Below are 25,182 nucleotides of genomic sequence, written 5' to 3' on the forward strand. Positions count from 1 at the left end.
CGATCGGCCGGGTGCCGTACGGGTGAGTGTCCTGCACGACGACGCGCACGTCGAGGCATTTTCCGGGTCGCCCGCATGGCGTGACCGGTGCTACGACTGCCCGGCCACTCACGCGGATCCAGCACTGATGTGGTACGGGCTCGCAGGCCGGTCGTGTTCGGTCAGCATGGCGCTGATCCTGCGCAGGGATTCAACATCGGTGGCCTCGGTGGCGTCGAAGTAAAAGCCTCCGACGGCACGGCAGGCGGCATCGAGGAGGAAGGTCTTGCCCTGGTGACGCCTGCCCGAGATTACGCCGAGAGTGGCCCCGGGCTGATCATCGGTGATGAAGCGGGTCAGTGACGACCACTCATGGTCGCGGTCGAACATCTCGGCAGGCTTGTCCATGGCGACCCTCTCCCCAGGGCGCATGGATGTAGAAACACACTTCTATAAAACGTACCCCTATAAATCGCAGAAACGATCCGTCGATCCCGGCGGGCTCTGCGAGCCAACACGCGCACACGCGGACCTGCGCTGTTAATTCCAACCCATCGACGACGCCTGGCTTTCGGTCGAAGTGATCCAGCGATCGGGACAACGGAACCTGGAGGCCTATTCGGGCAGGCGGGCGATCATCGCCTCCACCTCATCCGCCCTCGGGTCGTCGACCGACCTGAGGAGGTCGAGGGCGGCGCCGAGGTGCATGCGGGCCTGGTCGGTGTCGCCCAGCGCGGTGAAGGCTTCGCCCATGCCGATCAAACTGGCGGATTCACCCTCGCGGTGTCCGAGCTCGTGGAAGACACCACGTGCCGCGCGGTACTCCGCCACGGCTTTGGGGTACCGCCCGGCCGACACCAGCGCGGCCGCGAGTGAGCAGCGGCTCCAGGCGATGCTCCACGTGTCGTCGATCTCGGTGAAGATCGTCCGCGCGGCGAGGCTGTGTGCGAGAGCCCGGTCGATGTTCGCCGTGGACCGCTCACAGTCGGCGAGGCTCAGCAGTGCCATGCCTTCCCCTCGTCGTTCACCCGCGCGCCTGAACGCCTCGATCGCCTGCCGCAGGAGATCTGGTGCTCCCGCCGCCCGGTCCTGCTGCCAGCGGATCAGGCCGGCCTGGCGTAGCGCGAAGCCCTCGATCCACCCGTCGTCGACGTCCCGGTTGGCGGTGAGGGCGGCGGCGTAGCGGTCCAGAGCCGCGGGCAGGTTCCCGAGGAGCCATTCGGCGTCGCCGAGGCCGAGAAGGTTACGCGCTTCCCCGTGGCGGTCACCGAGCAACCTCGCGGCATCCAGTCCCCACAGGTGCATCTGCCGCCATTCGTCGCGGTGCCGGTGCATTTCGAAGAGCGGGTAGGCGACCGCGGGAAGCCGCCAGGCGAGGTCGAAGTGACGCTGGTCGAGTGCGCTGCGCATCGCAGCGAGGAGGTTCGCGCGCTCGGTCTCGAACCAGCCGAGCGCCGCCGCGGCGGAGTCGAAGCCGAGCGGTTCGACGGGCACCGGTTCATCAGCGGGGACATCGACGAGGCGGAAGTTCGGCATCACCGCCTGAACCGCGTTTCTCGTGCTGCCCAGGTACCAGAGAAAGTGGGACCGAAGTTCCCGGTCGCCCTTCCGGCCGAATGCCTTGCTCATGCCCTGCTCGGCATGGGCGGAGCCGCCTTGCCTCGGGCGGTCGTCGGTGGCCATCGAATCTCCTCAGTGCAGTTCCTCGGTCACATGGCGGTCGGTACGTTCGACGAACTCCGTCGTAGTGTCGCTTTGACGTGCGGAGGCGACCGGATCTCTCTCAGCCCGGACCGATTCGAGGGCGGGGTGCCCGACCCCCTCCGTCAGGCACCCCGCGATCGGAAGGTCTCCCGGCAGACCGTTCACGTGCCGGGACACCGCGGTCTCTACACGGGGGTCAGCTGTCGCAGTCGGGACCGTGCCGAGATCCCTCGGCCGGGCCACGATCGCCGGGGCTGATTCGGCGGCAGGACTCGGGCTAGCTGCTGGGTCTCGCGCATGGTCCACAACCGGGAAGCCACCAGGAGTTCCAGGGCCTCGATGCTGGGAGCTTCCAGCAGGCGGGGGTGGTCGGGAACCATGGCCCACCACCGTTCTGTGTGGGAGCCGCGCCAGACCACGGTGCCGGGGTAGCGGGCCCGCAGCCACATGGCGGCAGTGGTTTCGGGGCCGGCCATCACGCACCCCCTGCTTCCTCGCCGGTGGGCTTCCACGCGTGGCCGTTGACGTCGAGGTGAAGCCCGCCGTGTTCGGCGGGGCGGACGCAGGGCGATCGGAGGAGCGCGGGGCCGGGGCGGTCGGGCGTGGTGTCGATGTGCCCGCAGGCGTCCCCGAGCCAGTCGGCGACGCGCTTGAGGATGCGGATGGAGGCGTCCCGGGCGCCGCCGAGCCAGTAGACGCGGTCGCAGGTGCCCGCGGCGATCAGGTCGGCCAGGGCCCGCAGGCGCCGGACTTCATCGGGGGTGAGGTCGAGCATCAGGCCACCTCCGCCGTGTCGGCCTGGATGGACCGCGCGTAGGGCCGGACACGGGCGGCCCGCCTGCGGGAGGCGCGGGGCGGCGCTGCGGATGGGGGTGGAGGTTGCAGGACCAGGAGGACAAAGGCTGAGACGAGTCGCATGAGCGATCTCCTAGGAGCAGTGCCGGATGGGAGGTCCGACGGGCGGGAACTCAAGGAATGCGGATCGGATAACGGCCCAGGTCATGCAGTTGCCGGACCGATGGCGAACGGAACCGATCATGTCGGCGATCGCGGAGGCGAGGGCAAGGCCGTCAGGGCCCGTACCTTTCTCGACTGCGTCGAGACGGGGACGCCGCCCGCGCTGGTCCTGTACTTCGAGACGGACGTCGCCGGTGTCGATGAGCCGAATCGTGATGTCTCCGCAGCTCGCCTTGATGGCATTCGTCAGGAGTTCCGAGACGACCAGCTCTACATCGTCGAGGCGTTCGAACCCGGCTAGGAGACCGCGCACTCCTCGCCGGACTGCAGGCACCATCGCGGCTTTCGCCGGAACAGTGATCGTCTCCTCCATGAACCGTCCTATCGGATCGGCACGTTCAGATTATGAAGTTGTACGTGCAGCTTGTTTTGGCACGTGCGGGTTTGTCAAGCTGTTCGTGCCAATCGGTCTCAACCGAGGAGTGCCCGTGGCCCGCCCGACCTACCAGCGCATCGCTGATGAGCTGCGGAAACGAATCCTCGAAGGCACATATAACCCCGGAGACAGACTCCCCTCACGGCAAGCACTGGCCAGTGAGTTCGACGTCGGGCCCCGCGTCGCCGCCGACGCGATACAGCAGCTTGCAGTCGAGGGCTATGTCGTCTCCAAGACGGGATCGGGAACCTATGTGCGCCCCCGCCCGGCAGTCCGCCGCCTCACGCGCTCCTGGTACCGGGAAGCGCGGGGCGGTTCGCCATTCCGGGCCGACATGGCGGCACAAGCGGTCCGCGGTGGCTGGGAGTCGGCATCCGAACCGGTGACAGCCCCTGCCGAAATCGCGGAGCGGCTGGCCCTGGACACCGATGCCGAGGTCATGCGGACGACGTACACCTTCACCGGTGATGGCGAACCGGTCATGCTGTCGACGTCGTACGAGCCTCTGGAGCTGACTCGGGGAACAGCCGTGGTTCTGCCCGAGGACGGTGGGTACGCCGGGCGCGGCGTGGTCGAGCGGATGCGGGCGATCGGCCAGCACATCATCCAGGCGTCAGAGATCGTCACAGCGAGGTCTGCCGGTGGCGAAGAAGCCGAGCGGCTGGGAATCGGCCGCGGCACCGTCGTGATGGTGATCAAGAGGACGTACTTCACCGAGGAGCGGCCGGTGGAGACGGCCGACATCGTGGTTCCGACGGATCGCTACGAGCTCGCGTACATGATCCCGGTCGAGCAGGGCTGATGTCAGCTGATGCAATTGAGAACGGCCCCGCCTGAGCAGGGCCGTCATACGCATTCCCATGCGTTCCCGCGACAATGCTAACCGGCGGCGCGTGCCCTGGCCAGGCGTCTGGCTGGCGCCAGGACTCCGTGCTGGCCACGGCGCTCACCGGTACCTGAGCGGTCGTGAAGAGCAGGGGCCGCGGTCCGCCGCGGGGCCGTCGCTGACGAGGTCGGCGTTGAGGATCGGCGCCCGGTCAGTGGGTCGCCGGGTTGCGGCGGAGGCGGTGGAGGGTGAGGGCGAGTTGGAGTCGCAGCCTGCCCTGCGGGGTGCGTAGGGGCCAGCCGAGGAGGGATTCGGCGAGGGGCAGGCGCTCCTGGAGGGTGGAGTGGTGGACGTTCAGCTCGGCGGCCGCCGCGCAGGCCCGGAGCCGAGGCGACGCTGGACAGCGTCACCAGCAGCCACGGTGCGGCGGCCTCCGCGTCCGGATCCGGGGCCGTCAGAATTCCGGCGAGTTCGTCCATGCCCCCGTCCTCCTCTCAAGGGTCGGGTGTCACTCCCCCAGGAGTCGGCGCAGCCAGTTCAGGCGGGCGGTGCGGGCTGCCTGGGAGAGGGCGGCGTGTGGGGCGAGGCCATAGAGGACTTTCCAGCACTCACCCGCGAGATCGTGGCCGATGGGGTCGTGCTCAGTTGATGACCACGCCCGACCTGGCCGCCCCTCCGGAAGGTGCTAGACGCCGGTTGATCGGCCACTACGGATCCGAGGTCGCCGGATGGATGAGTGCAGCCCCGGACCTGCTGACTACGGCGGCGCGCCGCTGGAATCTCACCGCCACCGGCTATCACGACGTCGGCCATGCCTCCCTCATCGCCACCGCGACCACTGTCGAGGACGAGCGCGTCCTCCTCAAGGCCTGGCCGGACGCGACCCGGTTCCGAGCGGAGACCGACGCTCTATGTCTATGGGCGGGCGGGCCTGTCGTGCGACTCGTCGCCGCGGCCGGCGACCACTGCGTTGCCGCGCTGGCACAGGTGGGATGTCGGCCGGGCGGTTGCCGCCGCCCCGAGGATGAAGCCGACGTGACGGCCTTGGCGCTTCACCAAGTCCACTCCAAGGGACGCTCTGGAACCAGGTTGCAGGACTTCGAGAGCCTCGACCACTACATCGACACCGATGTCCGCCCGCGAATCGGCCGACGCAGTCACCTCGCCCGTGAGCATGGGTACACAGCCCAGCTGGCGATCGGTGGGGCGGCGCTGCGGCGCGCGAAACAGTGCCCACGTCGAGCCACGCTGCTCCACGCCGACCTGTACCAGGAGAACGTCCTCTTCGATGAAAGGGCGCGTCCGGTCTTCATCGATCCGCTGCCCATGGTCGGCGATGCGGTGTTCGACTGGGCCTTCTGGATCGTCTACTACACCCTTGGATCGGGGACACGTCGACGCTTCGACGTGGCGGCTCACACCTCGGGCATCAGCGTCCATGAGCTCCGGACGTGGTGCTTGGTTCTGTGCCTGGACGGACTCCTCTACTACCTGGACGTCGACGACCCACGAGCTCCCCGCATCGCCGAAGTCTTGCTGCTGATCTCCCAGGAATGGGGACAGTGATGACGACCTTGGTGATCCGGCACGGACGCACCCCCTACAGCGCGCGCTACCTGGTCAATGGGGACCCGAGCGCTCCCGTCCTCCTGGATGAGGAGGGTCTGCGCTCCACCGCTGCGCTGAGGGGCAGGCTCGCGCCGCGACGCTTCAGCTCCTACGCCAGCAGCACCTTTCCGAGGACGCGACAGACGATTCAGCTGCTCACCGGATCGCAGTCAGGCCATCGTGACGCCCGTCTGAACGAGTTGGACTACGGGCGTTTCGAAGGAGGCCCCTTCGCCACCTACGCCCGATGGCTTCTAGCCAACGGGCCCTGGGCTGTCCCGCCCGGCGCGGCCGAGTCCCAGCGTGACGGCATGCTGCGGATGCTCGGCGGCCTCCGCGGACAGCTGCACACGCCAGGACCCCGCTTGATCGTCGCACACGGGTTGTTGGTGTCCCTGTTGTCGTGGCACCGAGCCCATGCAGCGAGGGCGGAGCGGATCCCGTTGTTTCTGCCCGAAGCGCCCTATGCCGAGCCCATCGTCGCCACTGATGACGAGATCACCGAGGTGACAAAGGACCTTGCACGTCGGCTGGGTGCCGAGCCGCGTTGTTGGAGAGGGCCAGGCGACGCGGCGATATCGTCGGAAGACGACAGCACTGTCCTCGCTCTTTTCGGGCCAGTGTCCGTATCACTGGAGGAGAACGAATCCGATGCATGATGCCCGCGCACTGATCGACATGGGTGCCGAAGCCGTCCGGAAACTGGCCCGCCGCGGCTACTCGCTGGACATCTCCGCATTGGACAGTCTCCAGTCCCGGCGCAACCACAACATCCGCACCGCCGACGAACTGCGCGCCGAGTCCAAGCGGGTGGCCAAAGAAGTCGGGCAGGTCGCCCGGTCCGGCGGTGACGCCGGCGAGCTCAAGGAGCGCGCCCGCAAGATCAAGGAGGAGATCCGCGACCTGGAGGCCGCGCAGGACGACATCGAGCGCGAGCTGCGCGACTTCCTGCTGGTGATCCCCAACATTCCGCTGGACCAGGCCCCCGATGGCGACTCCGAGGAGTTCGCCGTCGAGCTGCGCAAGGTCGGTACACCCCCCGCATTCGGCTTCGAGCCCAAGGACCACGTCGATCTCGGCGAGGCCATGGGCATCCTCGACTTCACCCGGGCGACCAAGCTGTCCGGACCCCGCTTCAGCGTCGCCCGGGGCGTTGGCGCGGCCTTGGAGCGCGCGCTTGCGACCCTGTTCCTGGACATCCACACCCGCCGCCACGGCTACACCGAGTACAGCGTCCCCTTCCTGGTCAACCCGAAGACGATGACCGGCACCGGGCAGCTGCCCAAGTTCGAAGAGGACCTGTTCAAGACCGGTGTGGCCGAACGGGACCTCTACCTGATCCCCACCGCCGAGGTCCCCCTGACCAACCTGTTCGCCGATGAGATCATCCCGGCCAAGGAGCTGCCGCTCGCCTTGACCGCCCACACCCCCTGCTTCCGCTCAGAGGCCGGGTCCTATGGGCGCGACACCCGCGGCATCCTGCGCCAGCACCAGTTCTCCAAGGTCGAGATGGTGCGCATCTGCGCGGCCGAGGACTCCCAGGCGGAGATGGCCACGATGGTCGCCCACGCCGAGGCCTGCCTCAAGGAGCTCGGGCTGGCCTACCGCGTCGTCGAGCTGGCCGCCGGGGACATGGGCTTCTCCGCCCAGCTCACCCACGACATCGAGGTGTGGCTGCCCAGCCAGGACACCTACCGTGAGATCTCCTCGGTCTCCGACTGCGGCACCTTCCAGGCCCGCCGGGCAGGCATCCGCACCCGCGGCGCCGACGGAAAGACGACCCCGGTGGCCACCCTGAACGGATCCGGACTGCCCATCGGACGCACCCTGGCCGCGCTGCTTGAGCAGAACCAGCAGGCCGACGGGTCGGTCGTGCTGCCCGAAGCCCTCATCCCCTACCTCGGATTCCGCCGCATCACGGCGGACGGCACCCCCCAGGAGTAGCCCTTGCTCGTCGGCGTCTGCGACTTCCCCGGAACCTACGCCTTCCCACCCCACGGCTATGGCGGCATCGAACGGTGGCTGTGGGCCGCCGCCCAGGGAGCCCAATCCGCAGGCGCCGACGTGCACCTCCTCGGTCCCCGATGGCGTGATGATCTCGGTACCGACTGGGGCCTTTACCCGATTCGGTTAGAGGAGGTGGAGCGAGGCTCCCTGCAAGACAAGGAGCTGCGGCAGGCTGGCTACGACCTGCTGATCGTCGGACACGAGTACCCCTCGCTACCCGAATGGCGGAGGACCGCCGAAGCCATGGAGTGCGACGTCGCCACGTTCCAGCACGCACCGGCCTTCCGCCACACCCCCGACGCCTTCGACGGCCACCAGTACCGCCTGTACTGCTACTCACCGCAGATGATGGAGCGCTACGCCTCCCACGCCCCGATCCAGCAGTTGGCCGTGCATACCGGGTTCCAGGAGGAGGAACCAGCGGCGGTCAAAGGCCGAGGCCTTGTCTGGGTCGGCAGGATCGACGAGGAGAAATCGCCCCATATCGCCGTGCGCGCCGCCCAGATCCTCAAGCGCCCGATCCGCCTCATCGGTCCCGTCTTCGACCATGACTACCTCGACCGGCACAAGGCCCCTTTCGCTTCTGACCACGTCGAATGGGTGGGCGAACTGGGAGGTACGGCCAAGACCGCCGCGTTCACCGGAGCGGAAGTGTTCGTCTACACCTGCGCCCGCGACTACATCGAAGCCGGAGCCGCCGTTTTCGGCGAATCACTGCGTGCTGGAACGCCCGTTGCCGCCCTGGCGTGGGTCGAGGGCACCTGCGCGCAAGCGGCCTTGTGTGAGAAGAGCGGAGAGGTGGCGGTCGTCGACCCGGCGGCCGACGACGAAGCGGCCGCCCGCGCGTTGGCCGAAGCCATCGAGAAGTCCGAGAGCCTGGACCACACGGACGTACAAGCCATCGGCCGACAACGCTTCGACGCCCTCAAGCACTTCGAAGCCCTAGCCGCGCGCCGGTGACCCCGGCCGATGAGGTCGGCCGGATACCGGAGCTCCTGCACCGAAGACTCGGGTCCCGCTGGGAGATCACCACCAGCGGGACCAAGATCCGGGCCGAACACAAAGACCGGGGTAGTCTCTACCTGCCGCCGCGCCGCGACCTGTCCTGGAGCGAGTTGCTGCAGGCGATCGAGGAAGCGTTCGCTGCCCAGGGTGTGCGGCGCGATCACTGCCTCCCGCTTCGCTGGGGGCGCGACACCGACCTGACCATTTCGGCGGTCCAAGCGCTCGACCCCCTACTCAAAGATGGCCGCCCGGTCACCTATCGGCAGGGATACATTCCCCAGCCCGTCGTTCGCTTCACCGGTCGGCGCGACCAGTTCGGAGAGCTGCGCGACGGCTTCCTCACGTCCTTCGTCAACGTCTCACGCGTCGAACCCATCGCCGGCATCACCGATTACATCGAGGCCATCGACGGCTGGCTCAGCGTGCTCTCCCGCATCAGCCTCCACGCCAGACACATCTCCATGAGCGGGGACCTGAAGGTCTGGCACCGCCGCGAAGTCCGTGGCGTCACCCTCCACTTCCAGCACCTCGGCGAAGAGATCGGCGACATCGTCCTTCTGTGGAACGCACAGAACCCCGCCCGCGCCGCACTCGATCTCGGCTCCGGCCTGGAACGCCTCGCCTGGGCGCGATCGCGTTCCCCATGGCAGCGCCTGATTCATGGGGATTACGCGGGATCCTGCTCGCCTAACGTTCTGGATGCCCTCCGAACGGCAACCCTGCTGCTGGGCAATGGGATAACGCCAGCCGCGCGTGGGGCCGGAGCCGCAACGAGACGATCGCTGGCTGCGATCCCACGACGCATCGCCCGGTTCGGTGTAAGCGCGATCGTCCGTTACTTCCGCGCCTACTGGACCACCGTGGTTCCGCTGCAGGTGGGGTGGTCCCAGGTTGCGCTGCTCCTTGAGAACGGCGTGCGCGGCCAATGGCGGGAATAATTCGCCGACGAGCGACCGATGGAGACAGTTGGCATTGTGGAGTCCACGGGCCGCTATGAGGTCGCCTACATGATTCCGGGGGCGCAGGGCTGACGCCTATGCAGAACAGCAAACTGCCTGGCCTCAAGTTCGACGAGGCACTTCCCGTCCGCACTCCATTGGGCAGAAAATGAGAAAGCCGACTATCCCAGCTAACCACATGGGAAGAAGTCCCATGGACCTCTTATCGTCGGCAAGCTGAGTCAACGCTGCCCGGAACAAGGTTGTCAACCTCAATTGGAGAGTCCATACCTGCGGGTATGTGGGACTGGCCGCTGCTGGCCAGTTCACAGCGAGTCTGCGCGTCCCGTCAGCTCGACGATGCACGACACCCCTGATCAGACCTCCTCGAAGAGCGGAGTACTGAGGTAGCGCTCTCCCGTGTCGGGGAGGATGACGACGATCATGGCGCCGTCGTGCTTGCAGCAGCGGGCGACGCGGGTGGCGGCGTGGAGGGCGGCGCCGCTGGAGATGCCGGCGGCGATTCCCTCGGTGCGGGCCAGGCGCCGGGCGGCGGCGCGGGCGTCGTCGATCGACACGGTGCGGATCTGGTCGTAGACGTCGGTGTCCAGGACCTCGGGGACGAATCCCGCGCCGATGCCCTGGATGCCGTGGGGGCCCGGCTCTCCGCCGGACAGGACGGGGGACTCGACGGGCTCCACCCCCACGACCGTGATCTCCGGCCGCTTCTCCTTGAGCACCTGGCCGACGCCGGTGACGGTGCCGCCGGTGCCGACCCCGGCGACCAGGACGTCGACGAGCCCGTCGGTGTCCTCCCAGATCTCCTCGGCCGTGGTGCGGCGGTGGACCTGCGGGTTGGCCGGGTTGGCGAACTGCTGCGGCATGAACCATCCGTTCCGGTCGGCGAGCTCGGCCGCCGCGGCCACGGCGCCGGGCATGCCCTGCTCGGCGGGGGTGAGCACGAGGTCCGCGCCGTAGGCGCGCAGCAGGGCGCGGCGTTCCACGCTCATGCTCTCCGGCATGGTGAGGGTGAGGGCGTACCCCTTGGCGGCCGCCACCATGGCCAGGCCGATGCCGGTGTTGCCGCTGGTCGGCTCGATGATGTGGTGGCCGGGGGCCAGGTGCCCGGCCGCTTCGGCGTCCTCGACCATTGCCAGGGCGATGCGGTCCTTGACGCTGCCACCGGGGTTGGCCGACTCCAGCTTGGCGACGAGCTGGGCCGGGAGGTCGCCGCTGAATCTGGACATTTCCACCAGCGGGGTGCGGCCGATCAGAGAGGTGACCGACGGGTGTATCGACGTCATGGGCGGGTTCCTTCCGTGCGGGCGGTGTGCGGGGTGGCGGGGTCGGCGGGAGCCGATATGTGCGCCGCGGTGGATGCGGCGGCACGGTCGGCGGGGGCGATGTCGGCCTGCGGGGCGCGGACGGTGGCGTGGGCGGGGACGTCGCGCAGGACCAGGGCGTGGGCGCCGATGACCGCGTCGTGGCCGACGCGCACCGGCCCGAGCACGGTCGCGCCGACGCCGAGGACCACCCGGTCGCCGACGGTGGGGTGCCGCTTGCTCCCCTTGTCGTCGGTCCACCAGCCGGTGCCGCCGAGGGTGACGCGGTGGTAGAGCATGACGTCATCGCCCAGCTCGGCGCTCTCGCCGATCACCACGCCCATGCCGTGGTCGATGAAGCAGCGGCGGCCGATGGCGGCGCCGGGGTGGATCTCGATCCCGGTGAGCGCCCGGGTCAGTTGGGAGAGCAGTCGCGGTAGCAGGGGGAGTCTCCAGCGGTGCAGACGGTGCGCGATGCGGTGCGACCAGATCGCCCAGAGGCCCGGGTAGAGCACCACCTCGATGACGCGGGAGCCGTGCAGGGCGGGGTCCTTGCGGCAGGCGGTCCTGAGGTCGTCGAAGATCATGGGCCGCCCTGCGGCCACCCCGGGCTGGGAGGGGTTCCGGTTGGTTCGGTGACCGACGTGTTCGCCATGCGAACCACACTAGATCGGTGGGGTATTCCCCGGCCGAGAGCCGAAGGTCCCGGGACGGGCGACCGAACGACCCCGGACGATCATCCCGGACGCGCCCCGTTCGACCCGGTCAGCGGGGACGATCCGCCCGAGCGGGCGGGCGCGGCCGGTGGTCACGCTGATAGGGAACCGCCCGAAGGGATTTCAGCGTGTCCGAACCGAAGCCGCCCCCCGGCGACCTCCCGCGTCGGCCGGGGGCGGAGAGCCCGCGGCGCCGCCACCCCCACGTCGCCGCTACCGCGCGGTCCGCGCCGTCCGGCCGTCCGCTCCGCCGCCAGCGCCAGGACGTGGCGGACAAGCCGTTCATCGTGATCTGGGAATCGACCCGGGCGTGCCCGCTGGTCTGCCGCCACTGCCGCGCCGAAGCCGTCCCCGACCGCGACCCGCGGGAGCTGGGCACCGCCGACGCCAAGCGGCTGCTGCGCCAGGTCGCGGACTTCGGGCGGCCGGCGCCCCTGTTCGTGATCACCGGTGGCGACCCGTTCCAACGCACCGACCTGCAAGAACTCATCGCCTACGGCGCGAGGGCGGGAGTGCGGGTCGCCGTCGCCCCGTCCGGCACCCCCACCCTCACCCCGGACAACCTGCGGGCCGTGTACGACGCGGGCGCCGTCGCACTCTCGCTCAGCCTGGACGGCTCCACCGCCGAACGGCACGACGGGTTCCGGGGCGTGCCCGGGGTGTACGACCGGACCCTGGACGCGTGGCGCGCCGCCCGGGAGATCGGCCTGAAGGTGCAGGTCAACACCACGGTCGCGCGGCACAACCTGGACGACCTGCCCGACACCGTCCGTCTCGTGCGCGACCACGGGAGCGTGGTGTGGAGCGCCTTCTTCCTGGTGCCGACCGGCCGCGGCCGCAACCTGGCCGGGCTGACGGCGGCCGAGACGGAGGACGTGCTCAACTTCGTCCACGACGTCGGCCTGGCCGTTCCGGCGAAGACGACCGAGGCGCACCACTTCCGGCGGGTCGTGCTGCAGCGCCGGGTACTGGCCGCCCGGGGCGAGGACCACGTGGCGGTGCTCGGCCTCGGTCCGCTGTACGAGCGGCTGCGCGAGCGGGCGCGGGAGCTCGGGCTGGAGGAGGCCGAACGGCGCGTGCGACGACCGCCGCTGGACGTCAACGCCGGGCGCGGCTTCGTGTTCGTCTCCCACGTGGGAACCGTCCACCCGAGCGGGTTCCTCCCGCTGGACGCGGGCAGTGTCCGCGAGCGCCCGCTGGCCGACATCTACCGCTCCTCCGCGCTGTTCACCGGCCTGCGCGACACCGACCGGCTCGGCGGTCGGTGCGGGGAGTGCGAGTTCCGGCACGTCTGCGGCGGGTCGCGGTCCCGCGCCTTCGGCGTCACCGGCGACGCCTACGCCGAGGAGCCCTGGTGTGGCTACCGGCCCGGCACGTTCCCCTACCAGCGGGAGCTGCGAGCTCTGCTGACGTCGCAGGAGGCAGTGTGAGCACCGGCCCGAACGAGACCGCCGCCCCCACCCCGGAGCGCCCCCGCCCGGGCGCCTCTTCGGCCTCCGCACCGCGGGTCCGGCACCTGCGCGCCCACGTCGTCATCGTCGTCTGGCTGGCCCTGGCGCTGATCACGGCCACCACCCAGCACACGCTTCCGGTGGCCCACTGGCTCGCCATCCACCTGTTCCTGCTCGGCGCGGTCACCACGGCCATCATGGTGTGGACCGAGCACTTCGCGGTCGCGATGCTGCACGCGCCGCCGCCCGACCCCCGATGGGGCGGCGTGCGCCTCATCGCCCTCAACGTCTCCGCCGTCGCCGTGCTCACCGGTGTGGCCGTCGACTGGCCGGTCCTCGCCGGCGTCGGCACGCTCGGGGTCGTCGCCGCGATCATCGGCCATGTGGCGGCGCTGGTGCGGCTCGGCCGTGGTGCGCTGGGCGGACGGCTCGCCCCCGTCGTCGGGTACTACCGCCTCGCCGGGGTCGCACTGATCGCCGGTGCCGTGCTGGGCGGGCTGCTGGCCACCGGTGCCCTCGGGGAGGCCGGGCGAACCGGAGTGGAGCTCGCGCACATCCACGTCAACCTCCTCGGCTGGGTCGGGCTGCCGATCGTGGGCACCCTGTTCATGCTGTGGCCGACGGTGCTGGGCGTACGGATGGAGGATCGCACGGTCCCGGTGGCGCGCCGGGTGCTGTGGCTGACCGGTCTGGGGCTGCTGCTCGCCGTCCCCGCGCTGCTGCTGGGTGCCCGGTGGCCCGCCGTCGCGGGGCTCGCCGTCTACGCGGTGGGGGTGGGCTGGGCGTCGGCGCTGTTCCTCCGCACCGTGCTGCGCCGCGCCCCGCGTTCGGGCGCCTCCTGGATGCTGGCCGCGGCCACCTGCTGGCTGGTGGTGGGGGTCGTGGCGGACCTGGGGCTGATGGCCACCCGGGAGCTGTCGCACCTCGACCCTGCGCTGCACGGGCTGCTTCCGGTGCTGCTCATCGGCTTCGTCGGGCAGACGCTGCTGGGCGCTCTGACCTACCTGCTGCCGGTCGTCCTCAGCGGTGGGCCGACGGACCGGGCCGCGCTGGCAGATCTCCTCGACTGGGGGTGGCGGACCCGGCTGGTGGTACTGAACGCGGGCGTGCTGCTGTTGTTCCTCCCGCTTCCCGCGCCTGTCGGGGCGGTCGGGTTCGGGGCGGCCGCGGCGGCGTTCGCCGCCTTCCTCGGCCTCGCCGCGGCTGCCCTGGTGCGCAGCAGGGAGGGTGCCGTGACAGGGGGCGCCGGAGGTGCCGCGGCGTGGCGCGCTCCCCTGGCCGGGGCAGGGATCGGGGTTCTGCTCATCGTGTTCGCCCTGGTCGCCGCGGGCCTCCCGGCGGGGACGACCTCGGGAGGCGGGGGGAGCGGCACCGCCGCGACCGGTACGCGCACCGTGGAGGTCGAACTGAAGGGGATGGCGGTGAGCCCGAGCCGCATCGAGGTCGCGCCCGGCACCGTGCTCCGGCTGGAGGTCGTCAACCGGGACACCCAGCGCCACGACCTGCGGGTCGAGGACGGGCCGCGGACCCCCATGCTCGGCGAGGGCGAGAGCCACCTGCTTGAGGTGGGGCCGATCGCCGCCGATCTGGAGGCATGGTGCACGGTGCCGGGACACCGGGCGGCCGGTATGAGCATGACGATCGCGGTCACCGGGTCGGCGGACGGCGGTGCGGAGTCCGAGCCCGGTCACGGCCACGCCTCCCCCGACGGCCTCGACCCGGCCGCCGAACACTCCGACGGGTGGGAGCCCCGCTCGGCCGTGCTGCCGCCGGCCGAGGAGGCGCGCGTGCACGAGGTGGAGCTGCGCGCCGTCGAGGCCGACATCGAGGTCGCCCCCGGGGTGAGCCAGCGGATGTGGACGTTCGGCGGCACCGCGCCGGGGCCGACGCTGCGCGGGAAGGTCGGCGACGTCTTCGAGGTCACCCTGGTCAACGACGCGGAGATGGGGCACGGCATCGACTTCCACGCGGGTGCGCTCGCGCCCGACGAGCCGATGCGCACCATCGGTCCGGGGGAGCGGCTGGTCTACCGGTTCACCGCGGAGCGGGCCGGGGCGTGGCTGTACCACTGCAGCACGCCGTCGATGCTCCAGCACATCGGCAACGGGATGTACGGCGCCGTCATCATCGACCCGCCCGACCTGGAGCAGGCCGATCGGGAGTACGTACTGGTCTCCTCCCAGCTCTACCTGGGCGAACCGGGTAGCGAAGGGCAGGTCGCCAAGATGCGCGAGGGCCGTCCGGACGCCTGGGTGTTCAACGGCGGCGCGGGCCAGTACGCCGCGGCACCTTTAGCGGCGCGCGCCGAGGAACGCGTCCGGTTCTGGGTGGTCGCGGCGGGGCCGAGCGACGGCATCGCCTTCCACATCGTGGGGACGGTCTTCGACTCCGTCTACAAGGAGGGCGCGCACCTGGTGCGCCCCGACGACCCGGGCGGGGCCCAGGTGCTCGACCTGGCCGCGGCCCAGGGCGGGTACGTCGAGGCCGTCTTCCCCGAGCCCGGGCACTACGCTCTGGTCGACCACGACATGCGCCGTGCCGAGGCGGGCGCGCACGGGATCGTGAAGGTGACGCCATGACCGGGGTGGACCTGTGGACCATCGTGCGCTTCGTGCACATCCTGGGTGCGGCGCTGTGGGTGGGCGGGCAGCTCGCGCTGTCCCTGGTGATCCTCCCGCTGGCCCGGCGCATGCTCTCGGCGGAGGCCAGGGAGGGCTTCGTCGGCGCGGCGGGCCGCCGGTTCGGCCTGCTCACCGTGGCGCTGTTCGTCCCCGTCCAGGTCGCCACCGGCGTTGCCCTCGCCTGGCGGGCCGGCGTCACCTGGGAGTCGCTCGCCGCCCCCGGATACGGGCGGGTCCTGGCCGCCAAGCTCGTCCTGTTCGCCGCGGTCATGCTGCTGGCGGCCGCCCACGGCTGGGCGCACGGCCGCGGACGGCGCGACCTCGCCCGAGCCCTGGCCGTCGCCGCCCTGGTCGGCTCCCTCGGCGTCGTCCTCCTGGCCACGGCGCTCAGCGGCGCCTGAGCGGTCGGTCCGGTTCATCCGTGCACCCGCCGCTTCTCGAAGGCCGGGTGTCACTCCCCCAGGAGTCGGCGCAGCCAGTTCAGGCGGGCGGTGCGGGCTGCCTGGGAGAGGGCGGCGTGTGGGGCGAGGCCGTCGAAGGAGTGGAAGCCGCCGGGCCACACGTGGAGTTCGGCCCGGCCTCCGGCGTTCCAGATGCCCGACGCGTAGGAGACCGCCTCGTCGCGGAAGGTCTCCGCTGAGCCGACGTCGATGAAGGTGGGCGGGAGCCCGGAGAGGTCCGTGGCGCGGGCCGGGGCCGCGTAGGGAGGCACGTCGTCGGAACCGCGCAGATCTCCCAGCAGCGCGCTCCACCCCACCTCGTTCGCGGACTGGTCCCAGAGGTCGTGCCCGGCCATCTGGTGCGCTGAGGGCGTGTCGTTGCGGTCGTCGAGCATGGGGCAGACGAGGAGCTGACCGATCGGGGTCGGCCCGTTGCGGTCGCGGGATAGCAGGACCGTGGCCGCGGCGAGCCCGGCGCCCGCGCTGGTCCCGGCGACGATGAGCCGGTCGGCGTCGCCGCCGATCTCCGCGGCGTGTTCCGCCGTCCACAGCAGCCCCGCGTAGCAGTCCTCCACGGGGTCCGGGTACGGGTGTTCGGGGGCCAGCCGGTAGTCCACCGAGACGACGGTCAGGCCCAGTTCGCGCGCCCACTCCTGGGGGCGCTCGATGCCGGAGGTGGCGTCGCCCATCACCATGCCGCCGCCGTGCATGTAGTACAGGACCGGCCGCGGCCCGCCCGGGTGGGCGGGGCGCAGGACGAGCAGGTCGACATCGGGGGAACCGTTGCGGCCCGGGGCCGTACGCTCCTCCACCTCGAAGGTCCCGCCGCAGCTCAGGTTCTCCGGCGACGGCCGGTGTGCGGCGGCGGCCGCCCGCTGGGCGGCGATCACCTCGGGGGTGAGCCGCTCCGGTGACTGGTCGCGCAGGAGTTCCAGGGCCGGGGCCAGCTCCGGATCGAACGGCGGGGGCGGCGGTGCCATCGGGTCTCCTCGTACTGTTCCGTGGGGCGTCCGTCCGACGATGGGCGGAACGATCATCGCGCCCCGGAGCGGCCGGTGTCATCCCGATATCGGATGGGTCCCCGTCCGCTGCTCGGTGGGGACGCCGAAGCCCGGGGCGCGATCGGGCGCGCTCCTTGGGGCGGGGCATGCGGTGTACGGTGCTGGTCCGGCGCGGCGTACCCGGGGGCGGGCACGCCCGGTGGCGGCCGGTAAAGTGCGTCTCCGTCCCCTTCCGAGTCCCCGAGGTAGTAGGCAGTGAACCCCGCAGTTCCCGCAGCACCGGCCGCCGTGACCGTCGTCGGGATCGGAGCGGACGGCTGGGAAGGGCTGCCGTCACCCTCGCGCGCGGAGCTGATCGCCGCCGAGGTGCTGATCGGAGGGCCGCGACAGCTGGCGCTGCTGCCGCCGGAGTGCGCCGGTGAACGGGTCGGCTGGCCCTCGCCGCTGCGGCCCGCGGTCCCCCGCCTGATCGCCGACCACGCCGGACGCCGGATCGCCGTGCTGGCCAGCGGAGACCCGATGTTCTACGGGATCGGGCGCGTCCTCGTCGAGGAACTGGGCGCCGACGCGGTGCGGGTGCTCCCGCACCCCTCGTCCGTCTCCCACGCCTGCGCGCGGCTCGGCTGGCCGCTGGAGGACACCGAGGTCGTCACCCTCGTCGGGCGGCCCGCAGCCCGACTCGCCGCGGCGCTGCACGACGGGCGCCGCATCCTCGTGCTCAGCGCGGACGCCGCCACCCCCGGCCAGGTCGCCGCCCTGCTGTGCGACCGCGGCTTCGGGCCGAGCCGGATGCGCGTCCTGGAGCAGCTCGGTGGCGGGAAGGAACACGTGACCGGCGCGGCCGCCGCGGACGAGTGGACGCTCCCGCCCGGCGACCCCCTCAACATCGTCGCGGTCGAGTGCCGCCGCGCCCCCGGCACCCTGCGTCTCGGTGCCGTACCGGGCCTGCCCGACGAGGCCTACGAGCACGACGGGCAGCTCACCAAGCGCCACATCCGGGCCGCCACTCTCGGTGTGCTCGCGCCCGCGCCCGGCGAACTGCTGTGGGACATCGGCGGCGGCTCCGGTTCGATCGCCGTCGAGTGGATGCGGACGCACCCGTCGTGCCGGGCGGTCAGCATCGAGCGGAACCCCGTGCGCGCCGGGCGGATCACGCGCAACGCCGAGCGGCTCGGGGTTCCGGGGCTGCGGGTGGTGACCGGTCGCGCCCCCCGCCGCACTGTCCGGGCTGCCGCGGCCCGACGCGGTGTTCGTCGGCGGCGGGCTCACCTCCGAGGGGCTGCTCGACGCCTGCTGGGACGCGCTGCCCGCCGGCGGGCGGCTGGTCGCCAACACCGTGACACTGGAGTCCGAGGCGGTACTCGCCGACGCCCACCGGCACAGGGGCGGCGAGCTGGTGCGGCTCGCCGTGGCGCGGGCCGCGCCCGTGGGCGCCTTCACCGGGTGGCGGCAGGCGATGCCGGTGACACAGTGGGCCGTGCGCAAGGCGGCCGCGGACGACGCCCCGGCTGGGACATGAGAACACCGCCACGAGATCTCTGACGCGGGATTCCCGACCCGCATCCCTGACACGACATCCCTTCGATACCTTCCAGGAGCAGCGAGATGACGGTGCACTTCATCGGAGCCGGCCCCGGCGCCGCCGACCTGATCACCCTGCGCGGCGCCCGGACGCTCGCCGCCTGCCAGGTCTGCCTGTACGCCGGCAGCCTGGTGCCGGAGGAGCTGCTGGCCGAGTGCCCGCCGGGGGCCCGGCTGGTGGACACCGCGCAGCTCACTCTGGACGAGATCACCGCCGAACTGGTCCGCGCGCACGAGGAGGGGCACGACGTGGCGCGGCTGCACTCGGGTGACCCGTCGGTGTTCAGCGCGGTCGCCGAGCAGATGCGGCGGCTGGCCGCACACGGGGTGCCCTACGAGGTGGTGCCGGGCGTCCCCGCGTTCGCCGCCGCGGCCGCGGCCCTCAATCGGGAGCTGACCGTGCCGACCGTCGGCCAGACGGTCATCCTCACCCGCGTCGCCAACCGCGCCACCGCCATGCCCGAAGGCGAGGACCTGGCCACGCTCGGCCGCAGCGGGGCGCTGATCGTCCTGCACCTGGCAGCCAAGTACGTGGACCGCGTGGTCGAGGAGCTGCTGCCGCACTACGGGGCCGACTGCCCCGCCGCCGTCGTCGCGTACGCCAGCCGCCCCGACGAGCTGGTCGTGCGCGGCACCCTCGACGGCATCGCCGACCAGGTCAAGGCCGCGGGCATCGTGCGCACCGCGGTCATCATGGTGGGCCGCACGCTGGCCGCCGAGCAGTTCGGCGACAGCCACCTGTACTCGCCGGAGCGGGAACGCCACGTCTGTTAGGGATACGCCTGCTGAGGGGCGCGGTGTCCGCCAGGGGGTGGTCCGCCAAGGAGCTCGCCACCGGCCACGCCCCGGTGGCGCCGGCCGGGCGGTCCCGGCAAGCGCTACCGCACCGAGCTGCGCCCCACGATCGCGCCGGACCGGTCGATGCAGATCACGTCGACCGCGACGGGGGCCCCGCGCAGCACCGCCAGGGCCTCGTCGCGCGCGGCCCGCGCCACGAGGTCGCCGAGCGGCACCCCGGCCGCGGCGCACAGCTGGAGCGCGGCCAGGCCGGTGTTGGCGTCGGCCACCTCGGCGGCCAGTGCCGTGTCGGCGCCGCCGAGGCGGGCCAGCTCGGCCAGGAAGCCCTTGTCGACCTGGGAGCGCGCCGAGTGCAGGTCCAGGTGGCCGGCCGCGAGCTTCGACAGCTTCGCGAAGCCGCCGCAGATCGTGAGGCGGTCGACCGGGTGGCGGCGGACGTACTTCAGCACCGCGCCGGCGAAGTCGCCCATGTCGAGCAGCGCGTCCTCCGGCAGCCCGTACTCGGCGGTGACGGTCTTCTCCGAGGTCGATCCGGTGCAGCCGGCCACGTGGGCGCGTCCAGCGGCCCGTGCTACATCGACTCCGCGCCGAATGGAGTCGATCCACGCCGAGCACGAGTACGGCACCACGACCCCGGTCGTCCCGAGGATGGACAGCCCGCCGAGGATGCCCAGCCGTGGGTTCCACGTGGAGCGGGCGATCTCCTCCCCGTAATCGACGGAGACGGTGACCTCCACGTCGCCGCCGTCCCGGTACCGTTCGGCGACGCGGGCGATGTGCTCGCGGATCATCTGCCGGGGCATGGGGTTGATCGCCGGTTCGCCCACGGGGAGCGGAAGCCCGGGGCGGGTGACGGTGCCGACGCCCGGACCCGCCCGGAACGTGACACCGGAGCCGGCGGGCAGCCGCCGCACGGTGGCCCGGACCAGCGCGCCGTGTGTGACGTCCGGGTCGTCGCCGGCGTCCTTCACGATGCCCGCCATCGCGTACCCGTCGGCCAGCTCCTCGGCCGCGAGCGCGAAGGCGGGTGTGTGCCCCTTGGGCAGGGCGATCGGCACCGGGTCCGGGAACTCGCCGGTGAGCAGGGCGGTGTAGGCGGCGGTGGCCGCGCCGGTCGCGCAGGCGCCGGTGGTCCAGCCCGCGCGCAGGCCGGTGTGCTTGAGTTGGGCTCCGCGACCGCCCTCGGGATGGCCGCTCATGTCCTGACCCTCATGTCCTGCCGCCGGTACTCCGCTGTTCGAGAGAAGGGGGTCGAACCCTCGTGCACGTACTGATCCTGGGCGGCACCACCGAGGCCCGCCGCCTGGCCGAGGCCTTGGCGGCCCGAGCGCCGGGCCTGCGGGTGACGACCTCGCTGGCCGGGCGGGTGGCCGCACCCCGACGGCCACCCGGTGAGGTGCGCGTCGGCGGGTTCGGCGGAGCCGAGGGGCTCGCCGGGTGGATGCTCGCACAAGGGGTGGACGCACTCATCGACGCCACCCACCCCTTCGCTCGGACGATCAGCCTGAATGCGGCCCGGGCCGCCCGCATTACCCATGTTCCCCTGCTGGCGGTGCGGCGCCCGGGGTGGGTCCCCGGCCCCGGGGACACCTGGCATGAGGCCGACTCGCTTGAGGCCGCGGCCCGGCTGCTCCCCGGGCTCGGCCGCCGCGTGTTCCTCACCACCGGCCGCACCGGCCTGGCCGCCTTCGCCGCGCTGGACGACCTGTGGTTCCTGGCGCGCTCCGTGGAGGCGCCCGCGGCGCCGTGCCCCCGGCACATGCGGGTGGTGCTCGACCGCGGCCCCTTCACCCTGGACGCGGAGCGGGAGCTGCTGCGCGCGCACCGGATCGACGTTCTGGTCACCAAGGACAGCGGCGGCGCCGCCACGGCACCCAAGCTCGCGGCGGCGCGCGAGGCGGGGGTGCCGGTCGTCATCGTACGCCGTCCGCCCGCCCCGGAGGGTGTCCCGGTGGTGCAGGGCCCTGACCAGGCCGCCCGGTGGATCACCGAGTCGGCGCTCGGATGAGCCGTGCGCGGGCGCTCGGCCGAGCGGTGCGCCCTTCCTCACCGCCCCCGCGCCGTCACACCCCGGGGTACCGCCGCGGGGTCCAGACGGCCTGCTCGCCGTCGCCGCGCCGTGCCGTCCGTGTCTGCGACGAGCCGACCAGCAGGATCGTGCGCATGTCGACCTCGGCCGGGTCCAGATCGGCCAGGCGCACGGTCCGCACCCGCTCCTCCGCGCCGCCCACGTCCCGGGCGACCACGACCGGGGTGTCCGGCGCGCGGTGCTCCAGCAGCAGTTCGCGGGCCTTGCCCACCTGCCAGGTGCGGCTGCGCGAGCCGGGGTTGTAGAGGGCGAGGGCCAGGTCGGCCGATGCCGCGGCGCGCAGCCGCTCGGCGATGACCTCCCACGGTTTGAGTCGGTCGGACAGCGATATCGCCGCGTAGTCGTGGCCGAGGGGGGCGCCCGCCCGCGCCGCGGCGGCGTTGGCGGCGGTCACACCGGGCAGCACGCGCACCGGCACCTGCGCGTACTCCTCGTGCGCGGCGGCCTCCAGGACGGCGGTGGCCATCGCGAAGACCCCCGGGTCGCCGCCCGACACCACCGCCACCCGCCGGCCCTGCAGGGCGAGCTGGAGCGCGAACTCGGCGCGCTCGGCCTCCACCCGGTTGTCCGAACCGTGGCGGCGCTGCCCCGGCCGCACCGGGACCCGGTCCAGGTAGGTCGTGTAGCCGACGAGGTCGTCCGCGGCGGCCAGCGCGCCCCGCGACTCGGGGGTGAGCCACAGCGGCCCGGCCGGACCGGTGCCGACCACGACGACCCCGCCCCGCTCCCGGGCGGGCGGCTCCGCGTCGGCCCGGCTCGGCAGGACGGCGAGCGAGAAGTAGGGCACCGACTCCGGATCCACCTCCGCGAGATCGGCGGTGCGCTCCCCGGCCATGGTGGCCCGCTCGACGTAGTGTGCCTCGTCGAGCCGGTCGGAGCCCTCCAGTGCCCGGCGCACCTTGGTGAACGTCCGCCCCAGCTTCATGACCACGGCGGGGTCCGTACCGGTGAGACGCGCGGCCAGCTCCTCCTCGGGCAGCGTGCCCGGCAGGATCGTCAGCACCTCCTCGCCCTCGGCGAGCGGCGTGCCCAGCCGGGCCGCTGCCGCGCTCACCGAGGTCACCCCGGGGATCACCTCGGTGGCGTACCGGTGTGCCAATCGCTTGTGCATGTGCATGTAGGAGCCGTAGAAGAGCGGATCGCCCTCCGCGAGCACCGCCACCGTCCGGCCCGCGTCGAGGTGTGCGGCCAGCCGGGCCGCCGCTTCGGCGTAGAACTCGTCGATGGCGCCCCGGTAGCCGCCGGGGTGGTCGGTGGTCTCGGTGGTGACGGGGTAGACCAGCGGCTCCTCGACGTGGTCGGCGCGGATGTGGCGGGCGGCGATCGAGCGGGCGATCGACCGGCCGTGCCGGGCGCTGTGGTAGGCGACCACGTCGGCCTCGGCGATGGCCTCCACCGCCCGCACGGTCATCAGCGACGGGTCGCCCGGTCCGAGTCCGACGCCGTACAGCCGCCCGGTCATCTGCTTGTCCCCGCTCACTCTTCCTCGCTCGCGATCGCGTTGATGGCCGCCGCCGCCATGGCGCTGCCGCCCCGCCGACCGCGGACGACCAGGTTCTCCAGGGCGGAGGGGTGGGCGGCCAGCGCCTCCTTCGACTCGGCGGCGCCGATGAAGCCCACGGGCACGCCGATGACCGCGGCCGGGCGGGGCGCACCCTCCTCGATCATCTCCAGGAGGCGGAAGAGCGCCGTGGGCGCGTTGCCGACGGCCACGACCGCGCCCTCCAGCCGGTCCCGCCACAGCTCCAGGGCGGCGGCGCTGCGCGTGGTGCCCAGCCGCGCGGCCATCCCCGGAACCCCGGGGTCGGCGAGCGTGCAGACCACGTCGTTGTCGGCGGGCAGCCGCTTGCGGGTCACACCGCTGGCGACCATGGCGGCGTCGCACAGGATCGGCGCACCCGCCAGCAGCGCCTCGCGGGCACGGGCGACCACACCGGGGGTGTAGGTGATGTCGCGGACGAGGTCGACCATCCCGCAGGCGTGGATCATCCGGACCGCGACCCGGCCGACGTCGTCGGGCAGGGCCGCGAGGTCCGCCTCCGCGCGGATGGTGGCAAAGGACCGGCGGTAGATGGCCGCTCCGTCCTTCTCGTACTCCAACAGGGTTCTCCCATCCGACACCGCGCTGCCGTCCGGCACCGGGCTCTCGTCCAACACTGCGTTCCCACTCATCCGTCCAGGCCCGCGACGCGGGCGGCCGCCACGGCGGCGGCGAGTTCCGAAGGGTCGGCGATCGTCGCCCCGGTGTAGTGGCGACCACCCCGGACGACGGCGACCCCGTAGCCGCCCGGTGCGGCCACCACGTCCACGTGGTCCCCGCGCGGTCGGCCGCAGCGGCGATCACACCCGGACCAGTACACCGGCAGCGCGCCGCCGGTACGCGGGGCCCCGCCGGTGTGGAGCGCCGCGTCCGCGCGCACATCCGCCAGCGACCTGGCGCAGCCCGGGTGCCCGACGCAGGCGCCGACGCCGAGCAGGGGCGAGGAGGAGTCGGTGATCAGGCCGGCGGCGGCGAGGCGGGTGAGCGCGGCGGCAGGGGACCCGGGCAGGACCGCCCCGCGCCACGGGGTCAGGCGCAGCTCCCGGTGGGCGGCGGCGGTGAGCTCCGCCCACTGCGCGGCGGAGAACCGGCCGAGAGGAGCGAGGACGGAGATCGCCGTGGCGCCGTCAGGGTCGGCGCCGCCGGAGCCGGTGACGACGCCCGGCGGCGGCGCGTGCCCCACCGGCATCGCGGGTCGGGCCCCCACCGCGGCCGGGACGCCCCGGCCCCGCAGCAGCCGGACCACCTCCCCCACGCCCCCGGGCAGTTCGGAGACCCGCCAGGCGCGCCCGTCGGCGGCCTCCAGGAAGGCCTCCGCGGCGAGCAGGGCGAGCCGGGGCGCGTCCTGGACGTCCCGGGCGTCCACGTGCAGGACACCGGTGTCCCCGACCAGCAGCCGCGCGCCACCGTCCGGCGCCGCGCGCAGCGTGACGTCGGCGGCGAGTGCGGCCACGTCCCCGCGACCGTCGTCGAGGGCGAACAGGAACCGCCCGGACAAGCCACCGGCGGCTTCGCTCCCGCACAGCATGCGGTCCAGGGCGCCCAGCCACTGCCGCACGTCGAGGTGCCCGCGCCCGTCGAGCCCGGAGAGCGGAGAGGCGACGATGTTGCGCACGCGCTCGTTGCGGTGCGAGGGCAGCAGTCCGGCGGCGTCGAGCCGGGCCGCCAGCTCCCGGACGCACCCCGCGTCCAGGCCGCGCAGCTGCACGTTGCCCCGCGACGTCAGATGCAGCTCCCCGTCGCCGAGATCCCGCGCGGCGCGGCCGAGCGCCCCGGCCTGGTCGAGGCGCAGCACTCCCCCGGGGATCCGGACCCGGGCCAGTGCCCCGTCGTCCGCGGCGTGCAGCCGCAGCGTTCCCGGGCAGGCGTCACCGCGGTCCCGTGCGGTCGGAACGGCCGGGGGCGGGGGGTGGTCGGGAGGTGTGCGCACGGCGGCGAGCATACCGACCCGCGCACCGGCCCTCTTCCCCCGCACGGCCCCGGTGGCCCTTACTATGCTCGCGGTGGATCGTCCGATCCGCCCTCGCCACAGACGGCGCAGGGGAGGAAGCCCGGTGCGACTCCGGCGCGGTCCCGCCACTGTGAGCCCGCCCCACCGGGGAGGGTGAGCCAGGAACTCCCGCCGTCCGACACCGCCCGGGGCGCGGACACCCCGAGGAAGGC

The 25,182-nt window shown here is 72.2% G+C and carries 25 protein-coding genes, 1 pseudogene and 1 riboswitch; of the genes and pseudogenes, 12 read left to right on the forward strand and 14 right to left on the reverse strand.

Annotated features, from left to right (window positions below; genetic code table 11):
- Window positions 1–108: 108 nt before the first annotated feature.
- The 6 genes from HNR23_RS22685 to HNR23_RS27730 all read right to left on the reverse strand — a co-directional run bounded on the left by HNR23_RS22685 (window position 109) and on the right by HNR23_RS27730 (window position 3,013).
- Entirely contained in the window at window positions 109–387 is a 279-nt protein-coding gene (locus HNR23_RS22685) for an ATP-binding protein (RefSeq protein ID WP_246421835.1), read from the reverse strand.
- Window positions 388–594: 207 nt separating this feature from the next.
- Window positions 595–1,662 (reverse strand): tetratricopeptide repeat protein, encoded by a 1,068-nt coding sequence (locus tag HNR23_RS22690; protein WP_184078539.1) that lies wholly within the window; start codon window positions 1,660–1,662, stop codon window positions 595–597.
- A 206-nt stretch (window positions 1,663–1,868) separates the two neighbouring features.
- Window positions 1,869–2,159, reverse strand: a complete 291-nt coding sequence (locus HNR23_RS22695) for a hypothetical protein (RefSeq protein WP_184078542.1) — start codon at window positions 2,157–2,159, stop codon at window positions 1,869–1,871.
- Window positions 2,159–2,458, reverse strand: a complete 300-nt coding sequence (locus tag HNR23_RS22700; protein ID WP_184078544.1) for a hypothetical protein — start codon at window positions 2,456–2,458, stop codon at window positions 2,159–2,161. Before HNR23_RS22700 ends, HNR23_RS22695 begins: the two co-directional genes overlap by 1 nt.
- Complete coding sequence (locus HNR23_RS22705; protein ID WP_184078546.1) at window positions 2,458–2,601, reverse strand: hypothetical protein; 144 nt, start codon at window positions 2,599–2,601, stop codon at window positions 2,458–2,460. Before HNR23_RS22705 ends, HNR23_RS22700 begins: the two co-directional genes overlap by 1 nt.
- Window positions 2,602–2,611: 10 nt before the next feature.
- Entirely contained in the window at window positions 2,612–3,013 is a 402-nt protein-coding gene (locus HNR23_RS27730; RefSeq protein ID WP_394353802.1) for an ATP-binding protein, read from the reverse strand.
- 115 nt (window positions 3,014–3,128) lie between these two features.
- Here HNR23_RS27730 and HNR23_RS22715 point away from each other — a divergent pair, with 115 nt between their 5' ends.
- On the forward strand, window positions 3,129–3,878 hold the full coding sequence (locus HNR23_RS22715; protein WP_343070671.1) for a GntR family transcriptional regulator: 750 nt from the start codon (window positions 3,129–3,131) through the stop codon (window positions 3,876–3,878).
- A 235-nt stretch (window positions 3,879–4,113) separates the two neighbouring features.
- On the opposite strand, the pseudogene HNR23_RS27735 reads toward HNR23_RS22715, so the two are convergent.
- A pseudogene (locus tag HNR23_RS27735) lies at window positions 4,114–4,263 on the reverse strand (helix-turn-helix domain-containing protein); the annotation flags it as partial.
- Window positions 4,264–4,634: 371 nt separating this feature from the next.
- On the opposite strand from HNR23_RS27735, the gene HNR23_RS22725 reads away from it, so the two are divergent.
- Genes HNR23_RS22725 through HNR23_RS22745 form a run of 5 tightly spaced genes read left to right on the forward strand, consistent with a single transcriptional unit; the run spans window position 4,635 to window position 9,460 of the window.
- A complete protein-coding gene (locus tag HNR23_RS22725) occupies window positions 4,635–5,468 on the forward strand; it encodes an aminoglycoside phosphotransferase family protein (RefSeq protein ID WP_221308220.1) in 834 nt (277 codons plus the stop codon).
- On the forward strand, window positions 5,468–6,169 hold the full coding sequence (locus tag HNR23_RS22730) for a histidine phosphatase family protein (protein WP_184078554.1): 702 nt from the start codon (window positions 5,468–5,470) through the stop codon (window positions 6,167–6,169). The genes HNR23_RS22725 and HNR23_RS22730 overlap by 1 nt, the downstream gene beginning before the upstream one ends.
- Window positions 6,162–7,454, forward strand: a complete 1,293-nt coding sequence (gene serS / locus HNR23_RS22735; RefSeq protein ID WP_184078556.1) for a serine--tRNA ligase — start codon at window positions 6,162–6,164, stop codon at window positions 7,452–7,454. The genes HNR23_RS22730 and serS overlap by 8 nt, the downstream gene beginning before the upstream one ends.
- Before the next feature lie 3 nt (window positions 7,455–7,457).
- Complete coding sequence (locus HNR23_RS22740; protein ID WP_184078558.1) at window positions 7,458–8,477, forward strand: glycosyltransferase; 1,020 nt, start codon at window positions 7,458–7,460, stop codon at window positions 8,475–8,477.
- Window positions 8,474–9,460, forward strand: coding sequence for a hypothetical protein (locus HNR23_RS22745; protein ID WP_184078560.1), 987 nt, complete (start codon window positions 8,474–8,476; stop codon window positions 9,458–9,460). The genes HNR23_RS22740 and HNR23_RS22745 overlap by 4 nt, the downstream gene beginning before the upstream one ends.
- A gap of 377 nt (window positions 9,461–9,837) precedes the next feature.
- On the opposite strand, the gene cysK is transcribed toward HNR23_RS22745, so the two are convergent.
- Both cysK and epsC read right to left on the reverse strand, forming a co-directional pair.
- Window positions 9,838–10,764 (reverse strand): cysteine synthase A, encoded by a 927-nt coding sequence (cysK, locus tag HNR23_RS22750; RefSeq protein WP_184078562.1) that lies wholly within the window; start codon window positions 10,762–10,764, stop codon window positions 9,838–9,840.
- A complete protein-coding gene (epsC, locus tag HNR23_RS22755; RefSeq protein ID WP_184078564.1) occupies window positions 10,761–11,369 on the reverse strand; it encodes a serine O-acetyltransferase EpsC in 609 nt (202 codons plus the stop codon). The genes cysK and epsC overlap by 4 nt, the downstream gene beginning before the upstream one ends.
- Before the next feature lie 257 nt (window positions 11,370–11,626).
- Here epsC and HNR23_RS22760 point away from each other — a divergent pair, with 257 nt between their 5' ends.
- Genes HNR23_RS22760 through HNR23_RS22770 form a run of 3 tightly spaced genes read left to right on the forward strand, consistent with a single transcriptional unit; the run spans window position 11,627 to window position 15,971 of the window.
- Window positions 11,627–12,928, forward strand: coding sequence for a TIGR04053 family radical SAM/SPASM domain-containing protein (locus HNR23_RS22760; protein ID WP_343070672.1), 1,302 nt, complete (start codon window positions 11,627–11,629; stop codon window positions 12,926–12,928).
- Window positions 12,925–15,528, forward strand: coding sequence for a multicopper oxidase domain-containing protein (locus tag HNR23_RS27580; protein ID WP_343070673.1), 2,604 nt, complete (start codon window positions 12,925–12,927; stop codon window positions 15,526–15,528). Before HNR23_RS22760 ends, HNR23_RS27580 begins: the two co-directional genes overlap by 4 nt.
- On the forward strand, window positions 15,525–15,971 hold the full coding sequence (locus HNR23_RS22770; RefSeq protein WP_184078566.1) for a hypothetical protein: 447 nt from the start codon (window positions 15,525–15,527) through the stop codon (window positions 15,969–15,971). The genes HNR23_RS27580 and HNR23_RS22770 overlap by 4 nt, the downstream gene beginning before the upstream one ends.
- Window positions 15,972–16,021: 50 nt before the next feature.
- Here HNR23_RS22770 and HNR23_RS22775 read toward each other — a convergent pair whose 3' ends face one another.
- Window positions 16,022–16,990, reverse strand: a complete 969-nt coding sequence (locus HNR23_RS22775; RefSeq protein ID WP_184078568.1) for an alpha/beta hydrolase — start codon at window positions 16,988–16,990, stop codon at window positions 16,022–16,024.
- Between the two features lie 276 nt (window positions 16,991–17,266).
- Between HNR23_RS22775 and cbiE the strand changes: the two genes are divergently transcribed.
- Window positions 17,267–18,553, forward strand: coding sequence for a precorrin-6y C5,15-methyltransferase (decarboxylating) subunit CbiE (gene cbiE, locus HNR23_RS22780; RefSeq protein ID WP_343070674.1), 1,287 nt, complete (start codon window positions 17,267–17,269; stop codon window positions 18,551–18,553).
- A gap of 63 nt (window positions 18,554–18,616) precedes the next feature.
- The gene (gene cobM / locus HNR23_RS22785) at window positions 18,617–19,366 is read left to right on the forward strand and encodes a precorrin-4 C(11)-methyltransferase (RefSeq protein ID WP_184078570.1); all 750 of its coding nucleotides are present in this window, start codon (window positions 18,617–18,619) and stop codon (window positions 19,364–19,366) included.
- 104 nt (window positions 19,367–19,470) lie between these two features.
- Here cobM and HNR23_RS22790 read toward each other — a convergent pair whose 3' ends face one another.
- Window positions 19,471–20,589, reverse strand: a complete 1,119-nt coding sequence (locus tag HNR23_RS22790; RefSeq protein WP_184078572.1) for a cobalt-precorrin-5B (C(1))-methyltransferase — start codon at window positions 20,587–20,589, stop codon at window positions 19,471–19,473.
- 62 nt (window positions 20,590–20,651) lie between these two features.
- On the opposite strand from HNR23_RS22790, the gene HNR23_RS22795 reads away from it, so the two are divergent.
- A complete protein-coding gene (locus HNR23_RS22795) occupies window positions 20,652–21,398 on the forward strand; it encodes a cobalt-precorrin-6A reductase (protein WP_184078574.1) in 747 nt (248 codons plus the stop codon).
- Between the two features lie 55 nt (window positions 21,399–21,453).
- Here the strand turns inward: HNR23_RS22795 and HNR23_RS22800 are convergent, their stop codons facing one another.
- The 3 genes from HNR23_RS22800 to HNR23_RS22810 are packed head-to-tail and all read right to left on the reverse strand — an operon-like array spanning window position 21,454 to window position 24,949.
- On the reverse strand, window positions 21,454–22,941 hold the full coding sequence (locus HNR23_RS22800; protein ID WP_184080745.1) for a precorrin-2 C(20)-methyltransferase: 1,488 nt from the start codon (window positions 22,939–22,941) through the stop codon (window positions 21,454–21,456).
- A 14-nt stretch (window positions 22,942–22,955) separates the two neighbouring features.
- Window positions 22,956–23,651 (reverse strand): precorrin-8X methylmutase, encoded by a 696-nt coding sequence (locus HNR23_RS22805; RefSeq protein ID WP_184078576.1) that lies wholly within the window; start codon window positions 23,649–23,651, stop codon window positions 22,956–22,958.
- A complete protein-coding gene (locus tag HNR23_RS22810) occupies window positions 23,648–24,949 on the reverse strand; it encodes a precorrin-3B synthase (RefSeq protein ID WP_221308221.1) in 1,302 nt (433 codons plus the stop codon). Before HNR23_RS22810 ends, HNR23_RS22805 begins: the two co-directional genes overlap by 4 nt.
- 113 nt (window positions 24,950–25,062) lie before the next feature.
- A riboswitch (cobalamin riboswitch) is annotated at window positions 25,063–25,138 on the forward strand.
- Window positions 25,139–25,182 lie beyond the last annotated feature (44 nt).

The organism is Nocardiopsis mwathae, assembly GCF_014201195.1.
Taxonomy (GTDB): domain Bacteria; phylum Actinomycetota; class Actinomycetes; order Streptosporangiales; family Streptosporangiaceae; genus Nocardiopsis_C; species Nocardiopsis_C mwathae.

What these genes read in the sequence shown, in the direction of transcription:
- cobM (WP_184078570.1), top strand. Translation starts at nt 18,617, where the DNA reads ATGACGGTGCACTTCATCGGAGCCGGCCCCGGCGCCGCCGACCTGATC.
- HNR23_RS22690 (WP_184078539.1), bottom strand. Translation starts at nt 1,662, where the DNA reads ATGGCCACCGACGACCGCCCGAGGCAAGGCGGCTCCGCCCATGCCGAG.
- HNR23_RS22790 (WP_184078572.1), bottom strand. Translation starts at nt 20,589, where the DNA reads ATGAGCGGCCATCCCGAGGGCGGTCGCGGAGCCCAACTCAAGCACACC.
- HNR23_RS22770 (WP_184078566.1), top strand. Translation starts at nt 15,525, where the DNA reads ATGACCGGGGTGGACCTGTGGACCATCGTGCGCTTCGTGCACATCCTG.
- HNR23_RS22800 (WP_184080745.1), bottom strand. Translation starts at nt 22,941, where the DNA reads ATGACCGGGCGGCTGTACGGCGTCGGACTCGGACCGGGCGACCCGTCG.
- HNR23_RS22705 (WP_184078546.1), bottom strand. Translation starts at nt 2,601, where the DNA reads ATGCGACTCGTCTCAGCCTTTGTCCTCCTGGTCCTGCAACCTCCACCC.
- HNR23_RS22700 (WP_184078544.1), bottom strand. Translation starts at nt 2,458, where the DNA reads ATGCTCGACCTCACCCCCGATGAAGTCCGGCGCCTGCGGGCCCTGGCC.
- cysK (WP_184078562.1), bottom strand. Translation starts at nt 10,764, where the DNA reads ATGACGTCGATACACCCGTCGGTCACCTCTCTGATCGGCCGCACCCCG.
- HNR23_RS22730 (WP_184078554.1), top strand. Translation starts at nt 5,468, where the DNA reads ATGACGACCTTGGTGATCCGGCACGGACGCACCCCCTACAGCGCGCGC.
- HNR23_RS22775 (WP_184078568.1), bottom strand. Translation starts at nt 16,990, where the DNA reads ATGGCACCGCCGCCCCCGCCGTTCGATCCGGAGCTGGCCCCGGCCCTG.
- HNR23_RS22695 (WP_184078542.1), bottom strand. Translation starts at nt 2,159, where the DNA reads ATGGCCGGCCCCGAAACCACTGCCGCCATGTGGCTGCGGGCCCGCTAC.
- HNR23_RS27730 (WP_394353802.1), bottom strand. Translation starts at nt 3,013, where the DNA reads ATGGAGGAGACGATCACTGTTCCGGCGAAAGCCGCGATGGTGCCTGCA.
- epsC (WP_184078564.1), bottom strand. Translation starts at nt 11,369, where the DNA reads ATGATCTTCGACGACCTCAGGACCGCCTGCCGCAAGGACCCCGCCCTG.
- HNR23_RS22685 (WP_246421835.1), bottom strand. Translation starts at nt 387, where the DNA reads ATGGACAAGCCTGCCGAGATGTTCGACCGCGACCATGAGTGGTCGTCA.
- serS (WP_184078556.1), top strand. Translation starts at nt 6,162, where the DNA reads ATGCATGATGCCCGCGCACTGATCGACATGGGTGCCGAAGCCGTCCGG.
- HNR23_RS22805 (WP_184078576.1), bottom strand. Translation starts at nt 23,651, where the DNA reads ATGAGTGGGAACGCAGTGTTGGACGAGAGCCCGGTGCCGGACGGCAGC.
- HNR23_RS22725 (WP_221308220.1), top strand. Translation starts at nt 4,635, where the DNA reads ATGAGTGCAGCCCCGGACCTGCTGACTACGGCGGCGCGCCGCTGGAAT.